This window comes from Streptosporangium amethystogenes subsp. fukuiense, assembly GCF_042665875.1.
Lineage (GTDB): Bacteria > Actinomycetota > Actinomycetes > Streptosporangiales > Streptosporangiaceae > Streptosporangium > Streptosporangium fukuiense.
Genome location: NZ_JBHTEE010000001.1, coordinates 3,905,551 through 3,929,913 on the forward strand (window position 1 = coordinate 3,905,551; position 24,363 = coordinate 3,929,913).

Genomic DNA, 24,363 nt, shown 5'->3' on the forward strand with positions numbered 1-24,363 from the left:
TACCGCACAGGTCAGCTCTGGCCGCCCGCGAGCTTCTCGCGCAGGGCCGCGAGAGCCTCGTCGGAGGCGAGGGCACCCGACGCCGGAGCGGAGGAGCCGCTGGTGGAGCTGCCGGCACCCGAGGACGGGGTCTCGCCGGAGTAGGACGTGGGGGCAGCCTCGCCCGCCTCGGCCTCGGCCTTGCGGGCCTCCTCGACCTGCTTCTTGTGAGCCTCGAAGCGGGTCTGAGCCTCGGCGTACTGCCGCTCCCACTCCTCGCGCTGCTTGTCGAAGCCCTCGAGCCACTCGCCGGTCTCGGAGTCGAAGCCCTCGGGGTAGATGTAGTTGCCCGACTCGTCGTAGGTCGCCGCCATGCCGTACAGCGTGGGGTCGAACTCGACGTCGGCGCCGATCGCACCCTCGTTCGCCTGCTTGAGCGAGAGCGAGATCCGGCGACGCTCCAGGTCGATGTCGATGATCTTCACGAAGATCTCGTCGCCGACCTGGACGACCTGCTCGGGGATCTCGACGTGGCGCTCGGCCAGCTCGGAGATGTGGACCAGGCCCTCGATGCCCTCCTCGACGCGGACGAACGCACCGAACGGCACCAGCTTGGTGACGCGACCCGGGACGACCTGACCGATCTGGTGGGTACGGGCGAACTGCTGCCAGGGGTCTTCCTGCGTCGCCTTGAGCGACAGGGAGACGCGCTCGCGCTCCATGTCGACGTCGAGCACCTCGACGGTGACCTCCTGGCCGACCTCGACGACCTCGGAGGGGTGGTCGATGTGCTTCCAGGAGAGCTCGGAGACGTGAACCAGACCGTCGACGCCGCCGAGGTCGACGAACGCACCGAAGTTGACGATCGAGGAGACGACGCCCTTGCGGACCTGACCCTTCTGCAGGGTGTTGAGGAACGTCTGGCGAACCTCGGACTGGGTCTGCTCAAGCCAGGCGCGGCGGGACAGAACCACGTTGTTGCGGTTCTTGTCGAGCTCGATGATCTTCGCTTCGAGCTCGCGGCCCACGTAAGGCTGGAGGTCGCGGACGCGCCGCATCTCGACCAGGGACGCCGGCAGGAAGCCACGCAGGCCGATGTCGAGGATGAGACCACCCTTGACGACCTCGATGACGGTGCCGGTGACGATGCCGTCCTCGTCCTTGATCTTCTCGATCGTGCCCCAGGCCCGCTCGTACTGAGCGCGCTTCTTGGACAGGATCAGGCGGCCTTCCTTGTCCTCCTTCTGGAGAACAAGGGCCTCGACGTGCTCGCCAACCTCGACGACATCCGCCGGATCGACATCGTGCTTGATCGAGAGCTCACGCGAGGGGATGACGCCCTCGGTCTTGTAGCCGATGTCGAGCAAAACTTCGTCTCGGTCGACCTTGACGACGGTGCCCTCGACGATGTCGCCGTCGTTGAAGTACTTGATGGTCAGGTCGATCGCTGCGAGGAACTCTTCCTCGGAGCCGATGTCGTTGACCGCTACCTGCGGGGTGCTCGAGGTGGCCTCAGTGCTGCTCGTCATGTGTGGAGTTGCTCCGAACGCGGACAGATGTCGATGTGGCGAACGCGCGGCAGGCTTCTTACCGTCAGCCGAATGAATTCACATCGGCGTGATCGAGCGCGAGCCCACTCCGTCCGAGACACGCGCGAGCCCACAACGCAGCGATCAGCATATGAGACCAGACGGGTGTGGTCAATCCGACGACACTACGCTCCCGCGTGCCGAAAGGATAACGATCTCGCCTAATAGGCGTTGATCATCTCTCTCCGATCAACCCTGATACTACCCCGAAGCGCCCGTGGGACGGAGATGCGCTCGGGGTCGCCGTCCGCCGTGTAGCGCTGCCGGGGGTGCTTGTTCAGCCACTCCAGCCAGTATTGGGAACACCATTTCCGGCACTCGCCTTTTTTACCATTGCTCTGGATCCGCTGGACCGATCGCCGGTCGTAGTTCTTGGCGAACGGCGAGACCGACGGCTCGGCACCGGCCAGGAAGACGGCCTTGAACCGGTAGGAGACACCCTGCCACCTTCCCGACTGCACCGTGGACCTCTTGCGGGGCATCGCGCCGAACGGCAGCGCCATCGTCTCGGAGGGGGCACGCCGAGCTGCTTCAGCAGCCGCTCGACCCGGGCGAGCTGCTCGGCGATCTTCTTCTTGGGCAGGCTCGGCAGGTGGGGATGGCCCCAGGTGTGGTTGGCCACCTCGAAACCCCGTGAGTTCAGCCACTGCACGGCCCGCGCCTGATCCTTGGCGTTCCGCAAGCCGAAAGGCTGCTGGTTGACCCAGAAAGTGGCGACGGGCCGGAAATCTGGGTGTTTCTTGGCCACCTGATAGATGATTCCGACCGCGGTGTTCCTGGCCGGGGTGCCGTCCGCCTCCAGCGCGAAGTGGCTGGGATGACCGTCGTCGAAGGTCAGCACCACCGGGTACTTGCCCGCGGGGATGTCCATCCTCCCGGTGGCGAACTCCCGCGCGGTGACCGGTACGTAACCGTCCCTGGCGAGCATTTCCAGCTCCTTGCGCAGCTGGGCGGGCGTACGGTCGATCGACGCCAGCCGCTTGCCGATGATCCGGTGGTACATCAGGATCGGGACCATGCCGGCCTCGTTGGCCTTCACCTGCCGCGCGAACTCCGGCGTGGCGGTGACCGGCGGCGGCAGCTCGGCCGAGGGAAGATCCGGTGTCGGCGAGGGGGTCGCGGACGGCGGGGGCGGACTGGACACCCGGCCCGTCCCGGAGACCCCGGCCGCGCCCGGCGGACCGGGTGGTGCCGGGAGCACCAGGAGCACCACCACCGCCACCGCGACGACCACCACATTGGTGAGCATGATGATCTGCGTCAGGGGGATTGGACTCCGCACAGCACTCCCGCGCCCGTTGAGCTTATCGACTGGATCACCAGCCTAGAACAGACTCGGACAGGCCCGACCAATCGGCGGAGTTCAGCCCTCCCGGGGAGGTCAGCCGCCCACTCGGAGGCGTCGTCAGTGCCCGCCCCTCCCCCTGCGGGACACTGGGCGGGGCACCGAGAAGGCGGCCGTCGGTGACCGCCCCCAGCGGGGCACCGAGCAGGCAGGCGGCCCTCACCCGGCCGGTGAGCGGCTCCCAGCGGCCCCCGGCGCTTGGGGCGGTCGTCGGTGCCCGGGCCTGGGTGGCCCGTGTCAGCGGCCCGTGGCAGTGCCCCGCGTCGGCGTCCGGCGTCAGTGCCCGGCGTCAGTGCCCGGCGTCCTCCCAGGTACGGCCGACGCCCACCGAGACCGCCAGCGGGACGCGCAGGGCGTAGGCGGCGTTCATCCGGTCCGTGACCAGCTCGCGCAACGTCTCCAACTCACCGGGAGCCACCTCGAAGACGAGCTCGTCATGGACCTGCAGCAGCATCCGGGAGCCGAGCGCCGCCTCCTTGAGCGCGCCCTGCACGTTGAGCATGGCGACCTTGATGATGTCGGCCGCCGAGCCCTGGATGGGCGCGTTGAGCGCCATCCGCTCGGCCATCTCACGGCGCTGGCGGTTGTCGCTGTTGAGGTCGGGCAGGTAGCGGCGCCGACCCATGATCGTCTCGGTGTAGCCGTCGTTCCTGGCCTGCGCGACGATCGCGTTGAGGAAGTCGCGGACGCCGCCGAACTCCTCGAAATACCCCTCCTTGAGCGCTCTGGCCTCGGAGACGGGGATGTTGAGCTGCTCCGACAGCCCGAAGTCGGACAGTCCGTAGGCCAGGCCGTAGTTCATCGCCTTGATCTTGGCCCGCATCTCCCCGGTGACCTGCTCGGGCTCGGTGTCGAAGACCCGGGCCGCGGTGGCCTTGTGGAAGTCGTGCCCGGACTCGAAGGACGCGATCAGCGCCTCGTCGCCGGACAGGTGAGCCATGATGCGCAGCTCGATCTGGCTGTAGTCGGCGGTCAGCAGGGTCTCGAAGCCCTTGCCGACCACGAAGCCCTGCCGGATGCGGCGGCCCTCGGCGGTGCGGATCGGGATGTTCTGCAGGTTGGGCTTCTCCGAGCTGAGCCGGCCGGTGGCCGCCACGATCTGGTTGAACGTGGTGTGGATGCGGCCGTCGTCGGCGATCTCCTTGATCAGGCCCTCGACCGTGACCTTCAGCTTGGCCTGGTCACGGTGGCGCAGCATGATCGTCGGCAGTTCGTGCTCGGTCTGGGCGGCCAGCCAGGCCAGCGCGCCGGCGTCGGTGGTGTAGCCCGTCTTGGTCCTCTTGGTCTTGGGCAGGTTGAGCTTGACGAACAGGATCTCCTGAAGCTGCTTGGGCGAGCCCAGGTTGAACTGCTCACCGCCCACGGAGGCGTGCGCCGCCTCGACCGCCTGCTTGACCGCGGCGCCGAACTCGGCCTCCAGGCCGCTGAGATACTCCTTGTCGGCGGCGATGCCGGCCCGCTCCAGCTCGGCCAGCACGGTGACGAGCGGCAGCTCCACGTCGCGCATCAGATGGATGCCGCCCAGCGGCTCCAGGAACGCCTCCAGCGCGTCGGCGAGCTCGCCGACCGCCAGTGCCCGCAGGGCCAGGTCGCGGGCGGCGTCCTCGTCCTGGTCGTCGAAGAGGCTGGCCTGGCCGCCGTTGTCGGCCTCACCGCGCAGCTCGCGCCGCAGATAGACCCGCACGAGGTCCTCCAGCGGGAACGAGCGCTGCCCGGGCGTCGCCAGGTAGGCGGCGAGCGCGGTGTCACAGGTGAGGCCGCACAGCTCCATTCCCTGCGCCCACAGCGCGAGCATCGGGCCCTTGGCGTCGTGCACCGCCTTGGGCTTTCCGGCGTCGGCCAGCCACGCGCGCAGGGCCGCCTCGTCGGCCTCGGTCAGCGTGGTCGGGTCGATGAACGCGGCCCCGGCTCCGACCGCCGCGATGGCGATGCTGTCGACGCGGCCGGTGCCGCTGCCGTACGTGCCCTTGAAGGCCAGGCCGGCGCGGCCCTCGGGCAGCGCGCGCAGCCACGGGTCCACCTCGTCGGGGCCGAGGGTGACGACCTCGACCTCGAAGCCCTCCTCGGTCTCCGCCTCGGGCGAACCGATCGTCTTGAACAGCCGGTCACGGATCTCGCCGCGGAACTCCAGCGTGTCGAGGATCTTGTTGATCTCGTCGCGGTCGGCCGCGCCGACCGTCAACCCGGAGATCTCCTGCTCCAGCGGGACGTCGCGGATCAGCTGGGTCAGGCGCCGGTTCATCAGCACCTGGTCGAGGTGGTCGCGGAGCTTGTCGCCGACCTTGCCCTTGACCTCGTCCACCCGGTTGACCAGCTCCTCCAGCGAGCCGAACTCGCGGATCCACTTGGCCGCGGTCTTCTCCCCGACACCGGGGATGTTCTTCAGGTTGTCGCTGGAGTCGCCGCGGATGGCCGCGAAGTCGGGATACTGGGCCGGGGTCAGCTCGTACTTCTCCAGGACCGCCTCGGGGGTGAAGCGGGTCATGTTGCTGATGCCGACACGGGTCATCAGCACGGTCACCCGCTCGTCGACGAGTTGCAGCGCGTCGCGGTCGCCGGTGACGATCAGCACGTTCATGCCCTGCTCGGCGGCGCGGGTGGCGAGGGTGGCGATCAGGTCGTCGGCCTCGTATCCGGCCAGCGACAGGTGCGGCACGCGCACCGCGTCGAGCACCTCGTGGATCAGGCTCATCTGGCTGCGGAAGCTGTCCGGACTCGCACTCCGGTTCGCCTTGTAGTCGGCGTACTCCTCGTGGCGGAACGTCGGCTCGGAACGGTCGAAGCAGACCGCCACGTGGGTCGGCCGCTCGTCGCGGAGCACGTTGACCAGCATCGAGGTGAACCCGTAGACCGCGTTGGTCGTCTGGCCCGTGGTGGTGGAGAAGTTCTCCTCCGGCAGGGCGTAGAAGGCCCGATAGGCGAGTGAATGCCCATCCAGCAGCAGGAGACACGGACGAGTGGGGGTCGCTTCGTTCTTCGGCACAGCGAAAGCCTAGTCTCCTGGTACGACAGAACGTCTGACTCACCTGACAGGAGACGTCCCCTTGACCATGACCGACCCCGACGAGACCCGGTCCCTCCAGGAGCAGATGAGCGTCGCCCACGCGAACACGCTGGTGGAGCGGATGGGCATCGAGATCACCGAGGCCACCCCGGAACGGGTGGTCGGCACGATGCCGGTCGAAGGCAACAGCCAGCCGTACGGCCTGCTGCACGGCGGCGCCTCATGCGTGCTGGCCGAGACCCTGGGCTCGGTCGGCGCGGCGATGCACGCGGGCCGCGAGCGGATCGCGGTGGGCATCGAGATCAACGCCACCCACCACCGCTCGGCCACCTCCGGTCTGGTCACCGGCGTGGCCACCCGGCTGCACGGCGGCCGTACCCTCGCCACCTACGACATCGAGATCGTCGACGACCGGGGCCGCAAGGTGTGCACCGCGCGTCTCACCTGCATGCTGCGCGACGCCTGAACACACCCGGGCCGCCTTTTTGCCATCATCGAGCGACGATTCCGCTACGGTGGGTGACGGCGATGCCCGCGGGGAGGCCGAGTAGAAAACGTACGGGGTCGGGGAAGCTCCGTACGGCGCCAAAGGCCTCCCCCGGGCTCCCTGACCTCGGCCTACCTCGACCCTCATCGCGCGAAGGCCCGCACCGGGCGGGTGCGGGCCCTGTGGTACGAGACTCAGATGTCCGTGTGCGTCGGGTCGAGCACCCGGCTCAGGAAGGTCTTCGTGCGCTCGTGCCGCGGAGCGCCGATCACCTGCTCCGCCGGGCCGTCCTCCACGATCACGCCGCCGTCCATGAAGACCACCCGGTCGGCCACGTCGCGGGCGAACGCCATCTCGTGGGTGACCACGAGCATCGTCATCCCCTCCTCGGCGAGCTTGCGCATGACCGTGAGCACGTCACCGACGAGTTCGGGGTCGAGCGCCGAGGTGGGCTCGTCGAAGAGCATCAGCGCCGGGCTCATGGCCAGCGCCCTGGCGATGGCCACCCGCTGCTGCTGGCCACCGGAGAGCTGAACGGGGTAGGCGTCACACTTCTCACCGATGCCGACCTTGTCCAGGTTCTCCCTGGCGATCCTCTCGGCCTCGGCCTTGCCCCGCTTCAGCACCCGGCGCTGCGAGATCATCACGTTCTGCAGGACCGTCATGTGCGGGAACAGGTTGAACTGCTGGAAGACCATCCCGATGCCGCGGCGGGCGGCGTCGATGTCGACGTCGCGGTCGGTCAGCTCCACCCCGTGGACGACCACCCTGCCCGACGTCGGCTGCTCCAGCAGGTTCACACAGCGCAGCAGGGTGGACTTTCCCGACCCCGAGGGGCCGATGACGCAGACCACCTGGCCGGGGTCGACGGCGAAGTCGATGCCCTTGAGAACCTCGAGCTTGCCGAAGCGCTTGTGCAGGTCACGGATCTCAACCGCGTGGTTCACCGGAGTCACCGTCCCTTCGCCTGGCGCTTCTCCAGCCGGGACGCGAGATAGCCCAGCGGGATGGTGACCAGAAGGTATGTCACGCCCACGACCAGGATGGGCGTGGCGTTGGCATGGGTCGAGGCCATGTCGTTGCCGAACTTCGTGAGCTCGACGTAGTCACCGGAGACGCCGAGGAACAGCACCAGCGAGGAGTCCTTGAGCAGGGAGACGAACTGGTTGGTCGTCGGCGGGATCACGATGCGCACGGCCTGCGGGATGACGATGGAGACCATGGCCCGCGTGTACGACATGCCCAGCGAGCGCGCCGCCTCCATCTGCCCCTTGGGCACCGCCTGGAGGCCCGCCCTGAGCGTCTCCGCCATGTAGGCCGAACCGACGATCGTCAGACCCAGGATGCCCTCGCCGTAGGTGCCGCCCGGCACCTGGAAGCCGCTCAGGGCCAGCGGCAGGAACAGGATGAGCAGGAAGATCAGCAGCGCGGGCAGGCCGCGGAAGATCTCAATGTAGGCGATCGCGATCCACCGGTAGGGCCGCACCGACGACATCCGCATCAGCGCGAACAGCAGACCGAGCAGGAAGGCGAAGACGAAGCCACCGACCGAGTAGATGATGGTGTTCTTCAGCGCGATCGTGAACAGCTCGGGAAGCGTCTTCTCCGCGACGTCGAGCCTGGCGAAGTTCTTTCCGAGCTCGCCCCACTCGATGGTCAGGGCCAGGAAGACGGCCACGGCCGCCAGTACGACGTACTGGACGGCCCGGCTGATCTGCTGTCTCTTACGGGGACTGAGCCCACTCCCGGCGGGGGCGCCCCCGCCGGGAGTGGGCTCGGTCGTCGTTGACTGGTCCGTCATCGGTTAGCCGAGCTCCCCGGGCTTCTTACCGAACCACTTGACGAAGATCTGCTCGTAGGTGCCGTCCGCCTTGGCCTCGGTGATCGCGTCGTTGATCGCCTTGAGCAGGACCGGGTCGGCGCCCTTCTTCAGGCCGACGCCGTACTGCTCGCCGGTGTCGAGGCTGGCGACCAGTTCGAACTTCTCCGCGATCTCAGGCTTCTTCAGCCAGGTCAGGACGACGGGAAGGTCCTGGACGATCACGTCGACCTGGCCGGACTGCAGGCCGAGCAGTTCCTTGGGAGAGTCGGCGAACTCCTTCGGGTCCAGGCCCTTGCCCTTGACGTAGTCGAGGCCCGTGGTCGAGGCCTGGGCGCCGAGCTTGAGGCCCTTGGCCTTGACCTCGTCGAGGGTCGCCACGCCGGCTCCCTTCTTGGCCAGCAGTGCCTGCGTGGCGTCGAAGTAGGGCTCGGAGAAGTCGATGTTGGCCTTGCGCTCCTCGGTGATCGTCATACCGGCGGCGGCCACGTCGCACTTGCCCGCCGCCATCGCCGCACCACTCTTGATGACGGCGAAGTCGATGTCGACGATCTCCTGCGTCAGGCCGAGCTTCTTGGCCGCCAGGTCGACGATGTCGACGTCGAAGCCGACGACCTTCTCGCCCTCCTTGAACTGGAAGGGCTCGTAGGGCAGGTTGGTGCAGGTGGTCAGCTTGCCGGGGGTGATCACCTGCGGGCCGGCCGCGGCCGCGGGAGCGCTTGCCGAGGCACCATCGCTCGGGCTCGCGCTGGTGGTCTCGCCACCGCCGCAGGCCGTGAGGCCGAGCGCACCGGCGACGACCATGGCGCCCACCGTGATCGCACGACGGGAAACAAAACTCAGGCCCACAAAGGCCTCCTTACGGTCAAATGTCGCTTCTTTTATGGATACCTCAATGCAGGTCATGCTCCATCACCTGCGTAATCGTGCAGATCACCGGTATGACACAATTCGGACAACAACCGTGTCAGGAGCCCCCCGACCCACACCCTGCTCCCACCGCGGACCGGGATACGGGCACTTGCCGGATCGTCAACGCCGGCCGGGCCGGTCGTTGAACTTCGGGGTCCGCCCCGGTTACATTGCCCGATGTGCGTGCCCCCCTAGCCCTGTTCACCGGTGTCGCTCTCGTCGTCGCCGCGCTGTCCGGCTGCACCGCGGAGGAGCCGGCTCCAACCGCCTCCCCCACCTCCACCTACGAGCTCCCGCCGCGCCCGGTACGACCGGGCGAGAGCCCCATCAGGGCCGCGCCGGTGACCGACGGCGACACCCGGTTCCAGGTGATCGGCCTGCAGAAGGGCCTGAGCGGCTTCTTCGGCAGCCACGCCGAATGGCAGGCCAAGGGCCAGTACGTGGTCGTGCGGATTCTCGTGGAGAACCCCGGGCGCACCAACTCGCGCTTCGACGCCAAGCGGCAGCGGCTCATCACCGCCGACGGCACCGGCCACCCGATCGACAAGTTCGCGCAGGCCATCAAGCGCCAGCCGGACACCCTCCCGCTCGGCGCCGGCGTCAGGATCGAAATGGACCTGTGGTACGACATCCCCAAAGAGGCGAAGGTCACCGCGATCAGGCTGTTCGGCGATCCGCCCCTCGGCGTGGGAGGCACCACCGACGGCGTGCAGGTGCCACTGTCCTGAGCCGCCCCGACATGGGTGAGCCCGCCGCGCCGACGCGCGGCGGGCTCACCTCTGCCGTGAAAGGCACCGATCAGGCCGGCTCCTCCGGCACGGAGGCGGAGCCGGGAGCACCCGCCGCCTCCTCGACCAGGTCGTGCGCCGCTCCACCGCCCAGATAGGCGGCCTGCACGGCCGGGTCGTTGAGCAGCTCGTCCGCGGGCGCGCTCTTGACCACCTGCCCGGTCTCCAGGACGTAGGCGCGGTGGGCCAGCTTCAGCGCCTGCTGGGCGTTCTGCTCCACCAGCAGCACCGTGGTGCCCCGGCGGTTGATCTCCTCGATGATCGAGAAGATCTGCTGCACGATCAGCGGCGCCAGACCCATCGACGGCTCGTCCAGCAGGAGCAGCTTGGGCTTGGCCATCAGCGCGCGGCCGATGGCGAGCATCTGCTGCTCACCTCCGGACATCGTGCCGCCCATCTGGGTCCTGCGCTCCAGCAGGCGAGGGAAGAGCTCGTAGACCTCGTCCAGGTCGGCGCTGAAATCACCCGAGCGGGTGTAGGCGCCCATGAGCAGGTTGTCCTGCACCGTCATGCCCGGGAACACGCCCCGGCCCTCGGGCGCCTGCCCCAGACCCGCGACGACCCGCTGGTGGCCGGGCATCTTGCTGATGTCGTTGCCGTCGAAGGTGATGCTCCCCGACGACAGCGGGCGCAGGCCCGAGATCGTCTTCAGGGTGGTGGTCTTACCCGCCCCGTTCGCCCCGATGAGCGTGACGATCTCGCCCTCGTTCACCTCGACCGAGATGCCCTTGAGCGCCTCGATCTTGCCGTAGTGGACATGGATGTCCTTGACCTCAAGAAGCATCGGCGGGAGCTCCCAAATACGCCTCGACGACCCGGGGGTCGGTCCGCACCTCGTCCGGCAGGCCATCGGCGATCTTCTGGCCGAAGTCCAGCACCGCGATGCGGTCACTGATGCCCATGATGAGGCTCATGTCGTGCTCGATGATCAGAATCGTCCGCCCGGCGTCGCGGATGTCCCGGATCAGCTGCTGCAGCGCCACCTTCTCCGCCGGGTTCATACCGGCGGCGGGCTCGTCCAGCAGCAGCAGCTTCGGGTTGGTCGCCAGGGCGCGGGCGATCTCCAGACGACGCTGGTCACCGTAGGGCAGGTTCTTGGCGTGGTCCTGCGCGCGGTGCGAGATGCCGACGAAGTCGAGCAGCTCCATCGCCAGTGCGCGCCCCTCGCGCTCGGCCTTGCGGTGCCAGGGAAGCCCCAGCGCCACGCTGACCATGCCCGACCTGTGGTGCGCGTCCGCGCCCACCATGACGTTCTCGATGGCCGTCATGTTGTGGAACAGGCGGATGTTCTGGAACGTGCGGGCGATACCCCGCTTCGTGATCTTGAAGCGCTTGACGCCGCTGATCTTCTCGTCCAGGAAGCGGACCTCGCCCTCGGTCGGCTGGTAGACCCCGGTCACCACGTTGAAGACCGTGGTCTTGCCGGCGCCGTTCGGGCCGATGAGCGCGAAGATCTCCCCTTCCTTGATGGTCAGGTCGACCTCGCGCAGCGCTGTGACACCGCCGAACCGCATCACGAGGTTCCGCAGCTCCAACATGGTGCGGCCGCTCCGCTCCGCCTGTGCCACCTCCGAGGTCACAGTGGCCGGATTCACCTCGGCGCTCACTTGGAAGCCACCTCCTCAACCTGCGAATCGGGCCCGGGGACCTCGGCCCCGAGCGTACCCATCCCGCCTGTTCCCTCCTGCAACTCCGCCTTGCGTTGACGCGACGGCAGCAGACCCTCCGGGCGGAAGATCATCAGCGCCACCAGCACCGCACCGAAGATCAGCATGCGGTACTCCTGCAGGCCACGGAACCGCTCGGGCAGCCAGGCCACCAGGAAGGCGCCCAGCATGACACCCGGCAGGTTGCCCGAACCACCCATGACCACCGCGGCCAGGATCGTCGCCGACAGCAGGAACTGGAAGTCGTTCGGGTTGATCGAGATGGCCTTCGCCGCCCACAGCACACCCATCGCGCCACCGATGGAGGCACCGATCGCGAAGGCGAGCATCTTGAAGCGGAACGTCGGCACGCCCATGACCTCGGCCGCGTCCTCGTCCTCACGGATCGCCGCCCAGGCACGCCCGACCCGGCTCTTCTCCCAGCGCTTCACCAGGATGATCACGATGACGGCCAGCGCGACCAGCAGGTAGTAGTAGGGCCGCGGGTCCAGCACGCCGTACTTGAGCGGATCCACCCCGAACACCTCGGAGAAGTTGATCCCGAAGAGACTGAAGTCCTCGATGCTCGGCGGGTGCGGAATGCCGCGGATGCCGTTCGGGCCACCGATCTCGTCGGTGTTGCGGGCGGTGATACGGATGATCTCGCCGAAACCCAGCGTGACGATCGCCAGATAGTCACCGCGCAACCGCAGCGTCGGAGCGCCCAGCGTGAGACCCGACAGGGCACAGATCCCGATGCCGACCACCAGGATGAGCCAGAAGTTCCAGCCCAGCCGGGTGCCGATCAACGCCATCGCGTAACCGCCCACCGCGTAGAACGCGACGAAACCCAGGTCGAGCAGACCCGCCTGGCCGACCACCACGTTCAGGCCGATCGCCAGGACCACGTACGTCCCGATCGGGAAGAACAGGATGCTCGCCCAGTCGGTGTAGGGCGACATGAAGGGAGCGAGACTCTCCGACGGCAGCAGCAGTGCCCCGATGATCAGGAACACGTACAGGATCCAGCGCTGCCAGCCGGGAGTGCTCAGCCAGCGATCGTGCATGGCGTCGCCGAAGCGACCGAGACCGTTGCGGATACCTGCCAGGGAATTCTTCTGGTTCATGCGCGCGCCTGCTGGAGTGATTCACCGAGGATTCCGGTGGGGCGGAACATCAGGACCAAGACGAGGATGGTGAAGGAGATCACGTGCTTCCAGTCGGAGCCGAAGAAGATGGCTCCGTAGTTCTCCACCAGCCCGAGCGTGATTCCACCGACCAGGGCGCCGCGCAGGTTGCCGATGCCACCCAGGACCGCCGCGGTGAACGCCTTGATACCGAAGAGGAATCCGACAAAGTAGTGCGTGTTCTCGTACGAGATCAGATAGAGCGCACCCGCCACACCGGCCATGCCACCGCCGATGAGGAAGGTCATCCGGACGATCCTGTTGATGTCGACGCCCATCAGCACGGCCGCCTCGGGGTTCTGCGCGGTAGCGCGAATACCCCGGCCGATCTTCGAGCGATTCACCAGGGCGTCCAGCGCGATCATCATGCCGATCGCCGCGAGGATGACGAATATCTGGTCGAGCCGGACAGAATGCCCGAAGATCGAGAAAAGTTCGCTCCGCTCCATCAGCCGGGGCAGAGCCATCTGAATACGCCCCTGCTCCGGACGGTTGAAGACCTCCGGGATCACCAGGAGCGCGAACAACTCCTGGAGGAAGATCGAGGCACCGATCGCCGAGATCAGCGCCGCCAGTCGGGACGCGCCGCGCTTGCGCAACGGCCGGTAGGCGATCTGCTCCAGCGCGATCGCGGTACCCGCCGAGGCGAGCATGCCGGCCAGGATCATCGCCACCACGACACCGACCAGCGCGATGCCGGTGAGCGGGGAGTTGATGCCGAACACGAACGGCACCAGCATCGCACCGAACGTACCGATCATGAAAACTTCTGAATGCGCGAAGTTGATCAGCCGCAGCACGCCGTACACCATGGTGTAGCCGAGCGCGATCAGGGCGTAGATCGAGCCGAAGGCCAGGCCGTCGATCGTCGCCGGCCAGAACTGATTGATGAAGTCATTGAGCACTAGGGTTTACCACTTCTAGCGGGGGTCGCCTGCACTTCCGGGTAGCACACCGCCTCCAGCAGAACCTCGTGGACTCTCTGGAAGTACGCGAGAAGCGGGAACGCACTGCGCGTTCCCGCTCCCCGCGCGTCGACTACCTACTCTCCTTCAGCCCAGGACTAACCCAGCTTGGCCTCGGTGGCCTTGCCCAGGAGGCCGATCGCACCGTCCTTGACCTGGTAGATGTAGATGTCCTTCGCCGAGACCTCACCGTTGGCCTCGAACTTGACCTGCTTGGAGACACCCGCGAAGTCCACCGTGGCGATGAACTCGTTGATCTTCTCAGCCGTGGTGTTGCCCGCCTTGATCGCCTCGACGAAGACCGTCGCGGCGTCGTAACCCTCGGCCGCGTAGATGGCCGGGTCAGCGCTGTAGGCGGCCTTGTAGGCCTCGGCGAACGCCTTCACCTTGGCGTCGGTCACATCCGGGGTCGCGATGTAGCACGGGCAACCGACCAGCGCGCCCTCGGCGTTCGCGGCACCGGCGCCGTCGATCAGACCCTTGTCCAGCGAACCGTCACCGGACAGGAACTTCGCGTCCTTGACACCCTTGTCGCGGAGCTGCTTGAGCAGGTTGCCGCCCGCGGCGTAGTAACCACCAAAGAAGATCGCGTCAGGCTTGGCCGCCGCGACCTTGTTCACCACCGAGGAGAAGTCGCTCTCGGTCGGGTCGAGCGAGTCCGTCGTCAGCTTCACGCTCTTGGCCTCAAGCGCACCCTTGACCGCGTCGGCCAGCGGCTTGCCGTACTCGGACTTGTCGTCGATGACGAAAACGTTCTTCGCGGCGAGACCCGTCGCGATGAAGTCACCGATGCCGGGACCCTGAACGTTGTCACTCGGCAGCACGCGGTGCCAGTACTTCCAACCGTTCGCCGACAGCGCGGCGTTGGTGGCGGACGCCGAGACGCTCGGCAGCTTCGCCTCCTCCAGCACCGGCGCCACCTGGGCGGACTCACCGGAGAACGCGGGACCGATCAGGCCGACGATCTTGTCGGTCTTGATGGCCTGCTGGGCCAGGGCGACCGCCTTCGACGGGTCCGCCTGGCTGTCGTACTCGACCAGCTCGATCTTCACAGCCGGGTTGGTCTTGTTGTACTCGTCGATGACGAGCTTCGCACCGTTCCGGGGGGGAATGACGATGCCGGCGTTGGCGCCGGTCAGGTCTCCCATGAAGCCAAGCTTGACGGTACCGGGGGCGGCAGCACTGGAGCCACCCTCAGCCGGCGTGGCTTCCGTACCACCGTCACCGCAGGCAGCGAGACCGAGGGTGAGCGCCACACCGGCGGCAAGCACTCCACCGAGGCGTGCAGTCTTAGGCCGCAAGGTTGCCTTCCTTTCGCCCGTTCCCTCGTCAGGACCGGGTTCACAGATGCCCTTCCCTGGCGGGTGGCCAGGGGGTTGTGTCGGTTAGTACAGCCAGCCGATGTCACGGGTCGATACAGGACGGCCTACCGTTACCGTTTCTTTACAACACCGATCCTTTTCGGCTATCAGATGCAAAAGCCATGGTCACTGGCGACCTCGCCACCTCCACGACCCGTCGTCCCGGCCCCCAGAAAGCCCACATCGCCTCCCCCGCGAGCCACACCCCCTTGCGGCGCGGGCTTGCGGAAAGAGGCGCAGAGTCCGATTCAGGGCTCCTCAGCCCCCGCCTCGGAGCCACCCCCACCTTTGTCCGCGTCCGCGACCACGATCTGCGCCACCTGCCGCATGCTCAGCCTGCGATCCATCGACGCCTTCTGGATCCACCGGAACGACTGCGGCTCACTCCACCCGTGCCGCGCCATCAACAGACCCTTCGCCCGCTCCACCAGCTTGCGCGTCTCCAACCGCTCCGAGAGCGTCCCGACCTCCCGCTCCAGCGCGGCGATCTCCTGGTGCCTGCTGACCGCCATCTCGATCGCCGGCACCAGATCCGACTTCGTGAACGGCTTCACCAGGTACGCCATCGCCCCGGCGTCCCTCGCCCGCTCCACCAGGTCACGCTGCGAGAAGGCCGTGAGAATGAGACACGGCGCGATCCGCTGCGACACGATCTGCTCGGCCGCCGAGATCCCGTCCAGGACGGGCATCTTCACATCCAGGATCACCAGATCGGGCCGCTGCTCCATGGCCAGCTTGACCGCCGACTCCCCGTCCCCGGCCTCCGCGACGACCTCGTATCCTTCTTCCTCTAGCATCTCCTTGAGGTCGAGACGGATCAGTGCTTCATCTTCCGCGATCACCACTCGCCGCTGCGTACTCACGAGCAAGAGAGTACCGACGTCCGCTAGATTGGGACCACGTCAGGGCAGGGCATGAGAGCGTTATGATGCAATTGCTCACCTTGAATTGAACAAGCCCCGGTACTCCAACGGCAGAGAGGGCGCTCTCAAACAGCGCACAGTGTGGGTTCGAATCCCACCCGGGGCACACTTCAACCGCCCGGCCGCACGGCCGGGCGGTTTTGTCGTACCCAGCTGAAACACTTTCCGTATGTACGACGTAACTATCCGTGAAAGAGTTCGCAATCTCCTCGACTCGGGTGAAACGATCAGCGCGGTCAGCCGCCACACCGGCATTTCACGGTCGACCGTCCGGGCATGGCGGGAACGTCCAGATCACCCAGTCCGACGGGTGGCTTCCTGCCCGCGGTGCCTGGAGGTCCCGGAACTTCCCGCTCCACCGGACAAGTACGCCTACCTTCTCGGTCTCTACCTTGGAGACGGCTACATCAGCAGCATCGGCGACCCTTCCAAGCAAGTGTGGTCATTGCGCATCATGTGCGCCGATACATGGCCAGGACTACAGGAAGAGTGCATTAAAGCACTTATATCCATCAGACCGGACAACAAGGTCCGTATGCTGCCCAGACAGGGCTGCACCGAAATCAATTCCTTCTCCAAACATTGGCCGCACTTGTTCCCGCAACACGGGTCAGGGAAGAAGCACACTCGCCTGATCGAACTGGAAACCTGGCAACGTCAGATCGTCGCAGCGAATCCGGGCCATCTCGTACGGGGTCTGATGCACTCGGACGGCTATCGCGGCATCAACCGCGTTCGTCATCATCTCAACGGCAGCGATCACTGGTACGAGTACCCGCGCTACCTCTTCGTGAACGAGTCCCGGGACATCCTCGCTCTCTGCGGTGAAGCGCTCGACATGCTGGGCGTGGCCTGGCGTTATTCCAAGCCCAACACCATCTCCGTGGCCAAGCGGGCCGCCGTCGAGCGGTTGGACGGGTTCGTGGGGCCGAAGTACTGAGGTGGTCCGGTGGGGGGCGCCCCCGGCGGGCGAGTAGGTTGCTCGGAGGACGGCGTGACAGAGGGGGATGTGTGGAGATCGTGGAGAACGGCCAGGCGGAGCCGAGTGGTCCCGGTGCCGGGCGGGTGTGTCTTCCGGAGGGGGTGCGGCTCCACGGGCACGGGGTGGTGCTGCGGGAGTGGGAGGAGGGCGATCTGGGGGCGATGGTGAAGCTGTTCGACGACCCCGAGGTGGCGTACTGGACGCCGTTGGTCTCGCCGTTCGATCCGGAGGCGGCGCGGGCCTATCTGGACCGGGCCCGGCAGCGGCGGGCGGCCGGGGAGCGGCTGCAGTTGGCGATCACCGTGGACGGGGGTGAGCCCATGGGTGAGGTGTTGCTGATGTTGAGTGGTCTTGGCCTGGACGTCGCGGAGATCGGTTACAGCGTGGGGTCCGCCTTCCGGGGGCGGGGGCTGGCGCGGGGGGCGGTGCGGGTGATGACGGAGTTCGCCCGTGACACGGTGGGGGTGTCGCGGTTGCTGTTGGAGATCGAGGCGGGTAACGCGGCGAGCGTGGCGGTGGCCCGCGCGGCGGGGTACCGGCTGACGGACGCGCCGCCGGTCCCCTCCGAGGAGAAGGGCCGGCCGATAGCGCTGCGGACGTGGGAGTACGAGGGGGCGGGTGAGGAGACATCCGGTGCGCGTCCGGTTTGACCACGACAATCCATCTTCTTGCGTCTTGGCAGGAGAATCATGAGCACACTCGCTGAGCGGACCATCGCGGCCCTGCGTATCACCCATGACGAGCTGGCGGCCTTTGTCCGCGGCCTGGACGCCGCCGACCTGACCCGGCCTTCGGCCTGTTCGGAGTGGAGTGTCGCCCAGGTGCTCAGTCACCTGGGCAGCGGCGCGGAGATCGGTCTGGCGACGTTGCGGGCGGCGCTGGGCGGTCGGGAGGCTCCGGGCCAGGATTTCAACCACGGGGTCTGGGACCGCTGGAACGCGAAGGACCCCGAGGCGCAGGCCAAGGACTTTCTCGTCGCGGACGCGGAGATCGTCTCGGCCTTCGAGGGGCTTGACGCGGATGCTCGTGAACGGCTCCGGGTCAAGCTGGGGTTCCTGCCCGCGCCCGCTGATGTCGCTCTGGTGGCCGGGATGCGGCTGAACGAGGCCGCTCTGCATTCCTGGGACGTCAGGGTCGCCTTCGATCCGGCGGCCGTCGTGGCGCCGGACACGGCCGGGGTGCTGACCGATCTGTACTCGGGGCCGCTTGATTTCATGGTCGGTTTCATGGGCAGGCCCGATGCCCTCGATCCGCGCCTCGCCACGACTCTTCGGGTCGAGACGAGTGATCCGGAGCGGGTGCTGGGTCTCACCCTCGGTGAGACCGTCGGCTTCAGCGAGGTCCCTGAGCCTGCTGACACCCTGTCGCTTCCGGCGGAGGCGTGGGTGCGGCTGCTCGGCGGCAGGCTGGCGCCCGAGCACACTCCGCCGTCGGTGAGCGTCACCGGTGACGGCGTCACGTTGGACGATCTGCGCCGGGTGTTTCCGGGGATCTGACGCCTGGTGCCCGGGGCATCTGGTCAGGCCCTCATCGCGGATCCGAAGGGCAGTGCGCGGCCCCGGCGGGCCGGTTCATGCTCCGGACAGATCCGGGCAGATGTGGTAGAGGCCGGCCCGCTCGCGGCGTGGTGGAGCGGTAGCGGGTCGAAGGCGGTACCCGTCTTCGAGGAGTGCCCCCCCGGAGACACCCTTCGAAGACGGGTACGGCCACCGCCGGAGCGGTGGCCGTACCCGCGTGTGTCGCTCAGGTGGGGTTGGAGACCGCCGCTCCGATGGTGTGCACGCGCAGGGCGTTGGTGGAGCCCGCGGTGCCGGGAGGGGCGCCGGCCACGATGACGACCTTGTCGCCCTTCTGCAGGCGGGAGTGGGCCAGTAGCGCGGCCTCCACCTGGCGGACCATGTCGTCGGTGTGGTGGACGAACGGCACTTCGAAGGTCTCCACGCCCCAGGTCAGCGCGAGCTGGTTGCGGACGTGGCTGGCGGAGGTGAAGGCCAGCAGCGGGATCGGGGAGCGGTAGCGGGCCAGGCGGCGGGCGGTCTCGCCGGACATGCTGAACGCCACCAGTGCCTTGGCGCCCACGATGGCGCCGACCTCGGCGGCGGCGCGGGCGATGGCGCCGCCGGTGGTCTCCGGCAGCCGTTCGAGGCTGTGGGTGGCCTGGAGCGAGCTCTTCTCCGCGGTCGTGGCGATGCGGCTCATGGTCTCGACGACTTCGATGGGGTAGTTGCCGACCGAGGTCTCCCCGGAGAGCATGACCGCGTCGGCGCCGTCCATGACGGCGTAGGCGACGTCGGAGGCCTCGGCCCGGGTGGGACGCGGTGCGGTGATCATCGAGTCGAGCATCTGGGTGGCGACGATGACCGGGCGGGCCTTCTCGCGGCAGAGCTCGATGGCCCGCTTCTGCACGATGGGCACCTCTTCGAGGGGCAGTTCGACGCCGAGGTCGCCGCGGGCGACCATGATGCCGTCGAAGGCCTCGATGATCTCGGGGAGCCGCTCCACCGCCTCCGGCTTTTCGATCTTGGCGAGCAGCGGGAGGCGGATGCCCTCCTGCTCCATGATGTTGCGCACCACGTCGGCGTCGGAGGGGCGCCTGACGAAGGAGAGCGCGACCAGGTCGAAGCCGGTGCGCAGGGCCCAGCGCAGGTCGGTCTCGTCCTTGTCGGTGAGGACGGGGGCGCTGACCTTGACGCCCGGCAGGTTGAGGCCCTTGTTGTCGGAGATCATGCCGCCGATGATCACGCGGGTGGTGACGCGCTGGCCGTCGACCCGGGTCACCTCCAGGCGGACCCGGCCGTCGTCGACCAGGATGTTGTCTCCGGGGTGAACGTCCTTGGGGAGTCCCTGGTAGGAGGTGGAGACCTGCTCACGGTCGCCGGGGACCTCCTCGGTGGTGATCGTGAAGACATCACCGAAGCCGAGGCGGACAGGGCCTTCTTCGAACTTGCCGACCCGGATCTTGGGGCCCTGGAGGTCGGCCAGCAGACCTACGCCACGTCCGAGCTCGGCGGCAGCCTCCCTCACCCTGTCGTAAACCTCCTTGTGCAGCTCGTGGCTGCCGTGGCTGAGGTTGAAACGGGCCACGTCCATCCCGGCCGCGATCAGTTCGCGGAGACGTTCGGGAGAGGAGGTGGCGGGGCCGAGAGTGCAGACGATTTTCGCGCGACGAGTCACGGATCCCACCCTAATTGGTACAGACCACTTGGTCGTGACGTTGGTCATGGCGGCGATGAAAAATTCGGTGACATCAACGCTACCGTCAGTGAACGGGAGGTTGCGAATCGCCCCTCACGTCACGCTCACCGCACTCTGTCTTATCGGTGACCTAAAGCTCGGAGGCCCGTGGTCACTCGTAGATGAGTTCTTCCATGACCAGTCCGGTGCCGATGCCCAGTAGCCAGAGGTCCTTGACGATGGGGAGGCCCTGCTGGGTGGGGCGCAGGCCGCCTTCCTCCCGCATGCCCGGTGTCTTGAGGTAGAGCCCGAGCAGTCCTCCGGCGAAGGCGGTCAGCCCGGCGCCTGCCAGCAGCGAGGGCACCGCGGGGACCAGCAGTGCCGTACCCAGGGCGATCTCCGCTGTGGAGAGCAGTTTCACGAACCGGGTCGCTTCGATCTTCTTGAGGAACGGGTAGGTCCCCGCCGCCATCCCGTGGACTCCCGCGGCGGTCTCCTCGTCGGCGGACCACTTGCTCAGCCCCGAGTTCAGGATGATCACACCGGCGGCGGCCCGGGGTGGAAGCTGGTGGGGGCGCGCTAGAAGTCTCATGGATCCTCACAGTGACGAGATGAGGCCGGAAAATCGTTCTCCTTCCCCGGCCTGACCGCTCCACCCGCCTGTTGATCCTCTTTTGAACGTGACAAAACGAACATAACGGAGCGCCGTTTGCCGCGTTGGCCCCGGCCTCTGTCAGCGACACCTCATCAGCCGGAGCGGCGCGGGCTCCCCGGAGGCAACACCGACGGACCCTCAGGGGCCTCGGTGCGGCCTCAGGGGGTGACGGAGGCCGCCTTGGCGGCATCGACGATGCCGTGGCCGTAGAAGCCGTTGCGCGTCTTCGAACCCTCGCACTTGTGAACCTCGTCCGCCAGGAGGTCGATCTTGTAGACGTACTTGCGGGGCGAGGGGCAGGCCTTGCTCGTGGCGGTGGCGTACAGCAGGCGCTGGACGTCGGCGGGGGGCATGGTGAGGCCGCTCTTGTCCGGCTTGCCGAAGCGGCTGATCAGGATGGCGGCCACGCCGGTGGCGTGCGGGGCGGCCATGGAGGTGCCGACCAGGTACTGGTAGTAGGCGCAGACGTTGTCGCGGCACTCCCGGATGATCGACCTGTCCTTCGGCGTGCCGTCGGCGCTGATCTGTCCCTTGGCCCGCAGCGCGTTCTCCGGGGCGGCGGCCAGGATGCCCTTGGTGGTGTCGTAGCGGGCGCTGCCGTCGAACTCGTCGCCGCCGGGTGCCGACAGGTCGGTCTGCTCGATGCCGTAGTCGGAGTAGTAGGCCTTGCGCTGGCTCGGGCCGACCGAGGAGACCGAGATGACGCCCTTGGACTCGGCCGGGACGTTGAGGCAGGAGTTGTCGATCTTGCGGGTGCGCTCGGCCTCCTTGGGGTAGTCCGGGCTGGTCTCGTCCGTCTTGGGCCTGCCGAGGTCGGTGGAGCCGTTGCCGATGGCGCTGATGAGGGTGACGCCCCGCTTGCGGGCGTAGTCGAGGGCGCGCTGCATGCCGGTGATGACGCCGCGCTGCTCCAGTTGCTCGGCCTTGGAGTCGGCGGGGTTGGCCTTGCAGTTGAACAGCCACGGGTCGACGTAGAAGCTCATGTTGACCACGTCGATCCCGGCGTCCGCGGCGTAGGTGAGCGCCTCGATGCTGGGCTTGAGGAAGAACAGGCCGGAGTCCCGGCCGGCGCGCAGGTTCACCAGGGAGACTCCGGGGGCGACGCCGGCGACGCCCCGGCCGTTGACCGGCGAGGCGATGGTGCTGGCCACGTGGGTGCCGTGGCCGTCGTCGTCCCAGTCGACCGGGTCCTTGCAGTTCTTGAACTCGCAGGGCCCGTCGAGGGTCTTGCCGTTGGGGTCCTTGGGCCGGTCGGTCACGAAGTTGCGGCTCAGGGCGTAGTTGAAGTTGGGGGCGATGTCGGGGTGCCTGCCGTCGATGCCGGTGTCGATGACGCCGACCAGCACCTTCTTGCTGCCGGGGGCGGTGGCGTAGGAGCCGTCCGCGGTGGCGCCGATCATCTTCATGTCCCACTGGCGTTCGGCCAGCGGCTCCGGGGCGCCGGTTCCGGCCTTCCTGGTGCCCGGAGTACCGCTCTGCCCGAGGGCTCCGGAGGGGGGAAGGGTCGCGGGGATCGCGGTGGCGGAGCCGATCCTGCGGTCGGAGGAGACTCCCACGACGGCGTCGCTGCCGGCGAGGTTCTCCACGAACCGGGAGCCTGGGCCGCTGGCGACGACGTAGCCGAGTCGCGTCTCCGTGGACAGCGCGGTGCCGCCGCTCGCGTCGATCGCGTCGATCGCGCGGTCGTGGGCGCCGTCGGCGTAGAAGACCAGGTACTCGCGGGCCTGGCTCGCGACCGGGCCGGCCCCGCCGTCCAGGGCTCCCGCCGTGAGAGTGGCCGCCAGGGCGAGAACCGTTCCCGCGCCCGTCAGCCTTCTGATCCCGCGTCTCATCGATCCTCCGCACCTGGCCTGATCACGAAAATCTATCCTTCAGGGATACGCACGACAAAGCGAACTCAATATCCGCTCTGCGCGTTTTTCCGCGAAGGGGTCGGTGAGACGGCCGGTACACAGGCGTTCCCGGGTGCGGTTCCGCACCCGGGAACGCCGTGACGTGCTCCTACCGGCCGTGACATACACGGACCAAATACAACCTACTCAGTGTTCAGACCGGCTGTGCTCAGACCAGTGGCCTCGCGGTAGGCGGGATCGCCACCGGCAGGGCCGTGGAGCCGGTGAGGTAGCGGTCGGCGGCCGAGGCGGCCGAGCGGCCCTCGGCGATCGCCCACACGATCAGGGACTGGCCGCGGCCCATGTCCCCGGCGACGAAGACGCCGTCGACCGAGGACATGTAACCCCTGTCCCTGGCGACGTTGCCCCTGGCGTCGAAGAACTCGCCTTCGGCGACCTCGGCGAGCTCGGTGAGCAGACCCTTCTTCTCCGGTCCCACGAAGCCCATCGACAGGGTGACCAGCTCGGCGGGGATCTCCCGCTCGGAACCGGGCACCGGCTTGAAACCGGCGCCGGGGCCCTCCACCTCGACCAGGCGCAGTGCTTGGACGTTGCCGTCGGCGTCGCCGACGAACTCGGTGGTGGAGACCGCGTAGACCCGGTCGCCGCCGCCGTCGGCCAGTTCCTCGTGGGCGCTCTCCATCTTGAACAGGATGGGGAAGGTGGGCCACGGCTGGCTGCCGGGGCGCTCCGCCGGGGGCTGGGGCATGATCTCCAGCTGGGTGATCGAGGCGGCCCCCTGCCGGATCGCGGTGCCGATGCAGTCGGCGCCGGTGTCGCCGCCGCCGATCACGACGACGTGCTTGCCCTCGGCGCTGATCGGCGAGACCGGGAAGTCGCCCTCCTGGACCTTGTTGGAGGGCGGCAGGAACTCCATCGCCTGGTGGACGCCCTTCAGGTCGCGCCCGGCGACGGGCAGGTCCCGCCACTGGGTCGCGCCGCCGGCCAGCACGATCGCGTCGAACTCCGCACGCAGCCGCGCCGCCGTGATGTCGACTCCGACGTTGACGCCGGTACGGAACTCGGTGCCCTCGGCCCGCATCTGGGCGAGCCGGCGGTCGATGTGCCGCTTCTCCATCTTGAACTCGGGAATGCCGTAGCGGAGCAGGCCGCCGATCCGGTCGGCGCGCTCGAACACCACCACGTCGTGCCCGGCGCGGGTGAGCTGCTGCGCGGCGGCCAGGCCCGCGGGCCCCGAGCCGACGACCGCGACCCGCTTACCGGTCTTCGAGGCGGGGGGCTGGGGGGTGACCCAGCCCTCGTCGAAGGCGCGGTCGATGATCTCGACCTCGACCCGCTTGATCGCCACCGGGTCGGAGTTGATGCCGAGCACGCACGCCGCCTCGCACGGAGCCGGGCACAGGCGGCCGGTGAACTCCGGGAAGTTGTTGGTGGCGTGCAGGCGCTCGACGGCCTCCTGCCAGTCGTCCCGGTAGACCAGGTCGTTCCACTCGGGGATCAGGTTGCCCAGCGGGCAGCCGTTGTGGCAGAACGGGATGCCGCAGTCCATGCATCGCGCCGCCTGCTTGGTCAGCGCGGGCTTGGGGAAGTCCTCGTAGACCTCCCGCCAGTCGCGGATGCGGACGTCCACCGGGCGGCGCGCCGGCAGCTCGCGTCCGTGCGTGAGGAAACCCTTGGGGTCGGCCATCGGTCGT

At 67.6% G+C, this 24,363-nt stretch carries 21 protein-coding genes and 1 tRNA gene; 6 read left to right on the forward strand and 16 right to left on the reverse strand.

From position 1 onward, the window contains the following. Window positions 1–11 precede the first annotated feature (11 nt). From rpsA to polA, 3 genes are all read right to left on the reverse strand, one after another. A complete protein-coding gene (gene rpsA, locus ACFQVD_RS16435; protein ID WP_343968763.1) occupies window positions 12–1,508 on the reverse strand; it encodes a 30S ribosomal protein S1 in 1,497 nt (498 codons plus the stop codon). A 337-nt stretch (window positions 1,509–1,845) separates the two neighbouring features. Beyond that, complete coding sequence (locus ACFQVD_RS16440; RefSeq protein ID WP_386368561.1) at window positions 1,846–2,850, reverse strand: polysaccharide deacetylase family protein; 1,005 nt, start codon at window positions 2,848–2,850, stop codon at window positions 1,846–1,848. A gap of 352 nt (window positions 2,851–3,202) precedes the next feature. Further along, on the reverse strand, window positions 3,203–5,896 hold the full coding sequence (gene polA / locus ACFQVD_RS16445; RefSeq protein ID WP_343968759.1) for a DNA polymerase I: 2,694 nt from the start codon (window positions 5,894–5,896) through the stop codon (window positions 3,203–3,205). 67 nt (window positions 5,897–5,963) lie between these two features. Between polA and ACFQVD_RS16450 the strand changes: the two genes are divergently transcribed. Further along, the gene (locus ACFQVD_RS16450; RefSeq protein ID WP_386274337.1) at window positions 5,964–6,383 is read left to right on the forward strand and encodes a PaaI family thioesterase; all 420 of its coding nucleotides are present in this window, start codon (window positions 5,964–5,966) and stop codon (window positions 6,381–6,383) included. 215 nt (window positions 6,384–6,598) lie between these two features. On the opposite strand, the gene ACFQVD_RS16455 is transcribed toward ACFQVD_RS16450, so the two are convergent. From ACFQVD_RS16455 to ACFQVD_RS16465, 3 genes are read right to left on the reverse strand one after another with little or no spacing between them, the layout of a single operon-like run. Then, on the reverse strand, window positions 6,599–7,360 hold the full coding sequence (locus ACFQVD_RS16455; protein ID WP_343968757.1) for an amino acid ABC transporter ATP-binding protein: 762 nt from the start codon (window positions 7,358–7,360) through the stop codon (window positions 6,599–6,601). After that, entirely contained in the window at window positions 7,357–8,205 is an 849-nt protein-coding gene (locus ACFQVD_RS16460) for an amino acid ABC transporter permease (protein ID WP_343968755.1), read from the reverse strand. Before ACFQVD_RS16460 ends, ACFQVD_RS16455 begins: the two co-directional genes overlap by 4 nt. A gap of 3 nt (window positions 8,206–8,208) precedes the next feature. Then, complete coding sequence (locus tag ACFQVD_RS16465) at window positions 8,209–9,072, reverse strand: ABC transporter substrate-binding protein (protein WP_343968753.1); 864 nt, start codon at window positions 9,070–9,072, stop codon at window positions 8,209–8,211. Window positions 9,073–9,314: 242 nt separating this feature from the next. Here ACFQVD_RS16465 and ACFQVD_RS16470 point away from each other — a divergent pair, with 242 nt between their 5' ends. Beyond that, window positions 9,315–9,863: a DUF4352 domain-containing protein gene (locus ACFQVD_RS16470; protein ID WP_343968751.1), complete on the forward strand. Its 549-nt coding sequence runs from the start codon at window positions 9,315–9,317 to the stop codon at window positions 9,861–9,863. 70 nt (window positions 9,864–9,933) lie between these two features. Here ACFQVD_RS16470 and ACFQVD_RS16475 read toward each other — a convergent pair whose 3' ends face one another. The 6 genes from ACFQVD_RS16475 to ACFQVD_RS16500 form a co-directional block, all read right to left on the reverse strand. Continuing rightward, window positions 9,934–10,707, reverse strand: coding sequence for an ABC transporter ATP-binding protein (locus tag ACFQVD_RS16475; protein WP_343968749.1), 774 nt, complete (start codon window positions 10,705–10,707; stop codon window positions 9,934–9,936). Next, complete coding sequence (locus ACFQVD_RS16480) at window positions 10,697–11,461, reverse strand: ABC transporter ATP-binding protein (RefSeq protein WP_343968930.1); 765 nt, start codon at window positions 11,459–11,461, stop codon at window positions 10,697–10,699. The genes ACFQVD_RS16475 and ACFQVD_RS16480 overlap by 11 nt, the downstream gene beginning before the upstream one ends. A 65-nt stretch (window positions 11,462–11,526) precedes the next feature. After that, complete coding sequence (locus ACFQVD_RS16485; protein WP_343968747.1) at window positions 11,527–12,696, reverse strand: branched-chain amino acid ABC transporter permease; 1,170 nt, start codon at window positions 12,694–12,696, stop codon at window positions 11,527–11,529. After that, window positions 12,693–13,661 carry a branched-chain amino acid ABC transporter permease gene (locus tag ACFQVD_RS16490; RefSeq protein ID WP_343968745.1) on the reverse strand — a complete coding sequence of 323 codons (969 nt, stop codon included), beginning with the start codon at window positions 13,659–13,661 and terminating at the stop codon, window positions 12,693–12,695. The genes ACFQVD_RS16485 and ACFQVD_RS16490 overlap by 4 nt, the downstream gene beginning before the upstream one ends. A gap of 158 nt (window positions 13,662–13,819) precedes the next feature. Beyond that, on the reverse strand, window positions 13,820–14,992 hold the full coding sequence (locus ACFQVD_RS16495; RefSeq protein ID WP_386274339.1) for a branched-chain amino acid ABC transporter substrate-binding protein: 1,173 nt from the start codon (window positions 14,990–14,992) through the stop codon (window positions 13,820–13,822). 338 nt (window positions 14,993–15,330) lie between these two features. Beyond that, window positions 15,331–15,945, reverse strand: a complete 615-nt coding sequence (locus tag ACFQVD_RS16500; RefSeq protein WP_343968743.1) for an ANTAR domain-containing response regulator — start codon at window positions 15,943–15,945, stop codon at window positions 15,331–15,333. A gap of 93 nt (window positions 15,946–16,038) precedes the next feature. Between ACFQVD_RS16500 and ACFQVD_RS16505 the strand changes: the two genes are divergently transcribed. The 4 genes from ACFQVD_RS16505 (at window position 16,039) to ACFQVD_RS16520 (ending at window position 18,483) form a co-directional block, all read left to right on the forward strand. Continuing rightward, a tRNA-Leu gene (locus tag ACFQVD_RS16505) sits at window positions 16,039–16,111 on the forward strand. A gap of 63 nt (window positions 16,112–16,174) precedes the next feature. Beyond that, window positions 16,175–16,945, forward strand: a complete 771-nt coding sequence (locus ACFQVD_RS16510; RefSeq protein WP_343968741.1) for a helix-turn-helix domain-containing protein — start codon at window positions 16,175–16,177, stop codon at window positions 16,943–16,945. A gap of 71 nt (window positions 16,946–17,016) precedes the next feature. After that, window positions 17,017–17,637 (forward strand): GNAT family N-acetyltransferase, encoded by a 621-nt coding sequence (locus tag ACFQVD_RS16515; protein ID WP_343968739.1) that lies wholly within the window; start codon window positions 17,017–17,019, stop codon window positions 17,635–17,637. Window positions 17,638–17,676: 39 nt separating this feature from the next. Next, the gene (locus tag ACFQVD_RS16520) at window positions 17,677–18,483 is read left to right on the forward strand and encodes a maleylpyruvate isomerase family mycothiol-dependent enzyme (RefSeq protein WP_343968737.1); all 807 of its coding nucleotides are present in this window, start codon (window positions 17,677–17,679) and stop codon (window positions 18,481–18,483) included. Between the two features lie 247 nt (window positions 18,484–18,730). Here the strand turns inward: ACFQVD_RS16520 and pyk are convergent, their stop codons facing one another. The 4 genes from pyk to ACFQVD_RS16540 all read right to left on the reverse strand — a co-directional run bounded on the left by pyk (window position 18,731) and on the right by ACFQVD_RS16540 (window position 24,356). After that, on the reverse strand, window positions 18,731–20,161 hold the full coding sequence (gene pyk / locus ACFQVD_RS16525) for a pyruvate kinase (RefSeq protein WP_343968735.1): 1,431 nt from the start codon (window positions 20,159–20,161) through the stop codon (window positions 18,731–18,733). Window positions 20,162–20,333: 172 nt separating this feature from the next. Then, window positions 20,334–20,753 (reverse strand): hypothetical protein, encoded by a 420-nt coding sequence (locus ACFQVD_RS16530; RefSeq protein ID WP_343968733.1) that lies wholly within the window; start codon window positions 20,751–20,753, stop codon window positions 20,334–20,336. A 221-nt stretch (window positions 20,754–20,974) separates the two neighbouring features. Then, window positions 20,975–22,648 (reverse strand): S8 family peptidase, encoded by a 1,674-nt coding sequence (locus ACFQVD_RS16535; protein WP_343968731.1) that lies wholly within the window; start codon window positions 22,646–22,648, stop codon window positions 20,975–20,977. 229 nt (window positions 22,649–22,877) lie between these two features. After that, the gene (locus ACFQVD_RS16540; RefSeq protein ID WP_364149585.1) at window positions 22,878–24,356 is read right to left on the reverse strand and encodes a glutamate synthase subunit beta; all 1,479 of its coding nucleotides are present in this window, start codon (window positions 24,354–24,356) and stop codon (window positions 22,878–22,880) included. Window positions 24,357–24,363 lie beyond the last annotated feature (7 nt).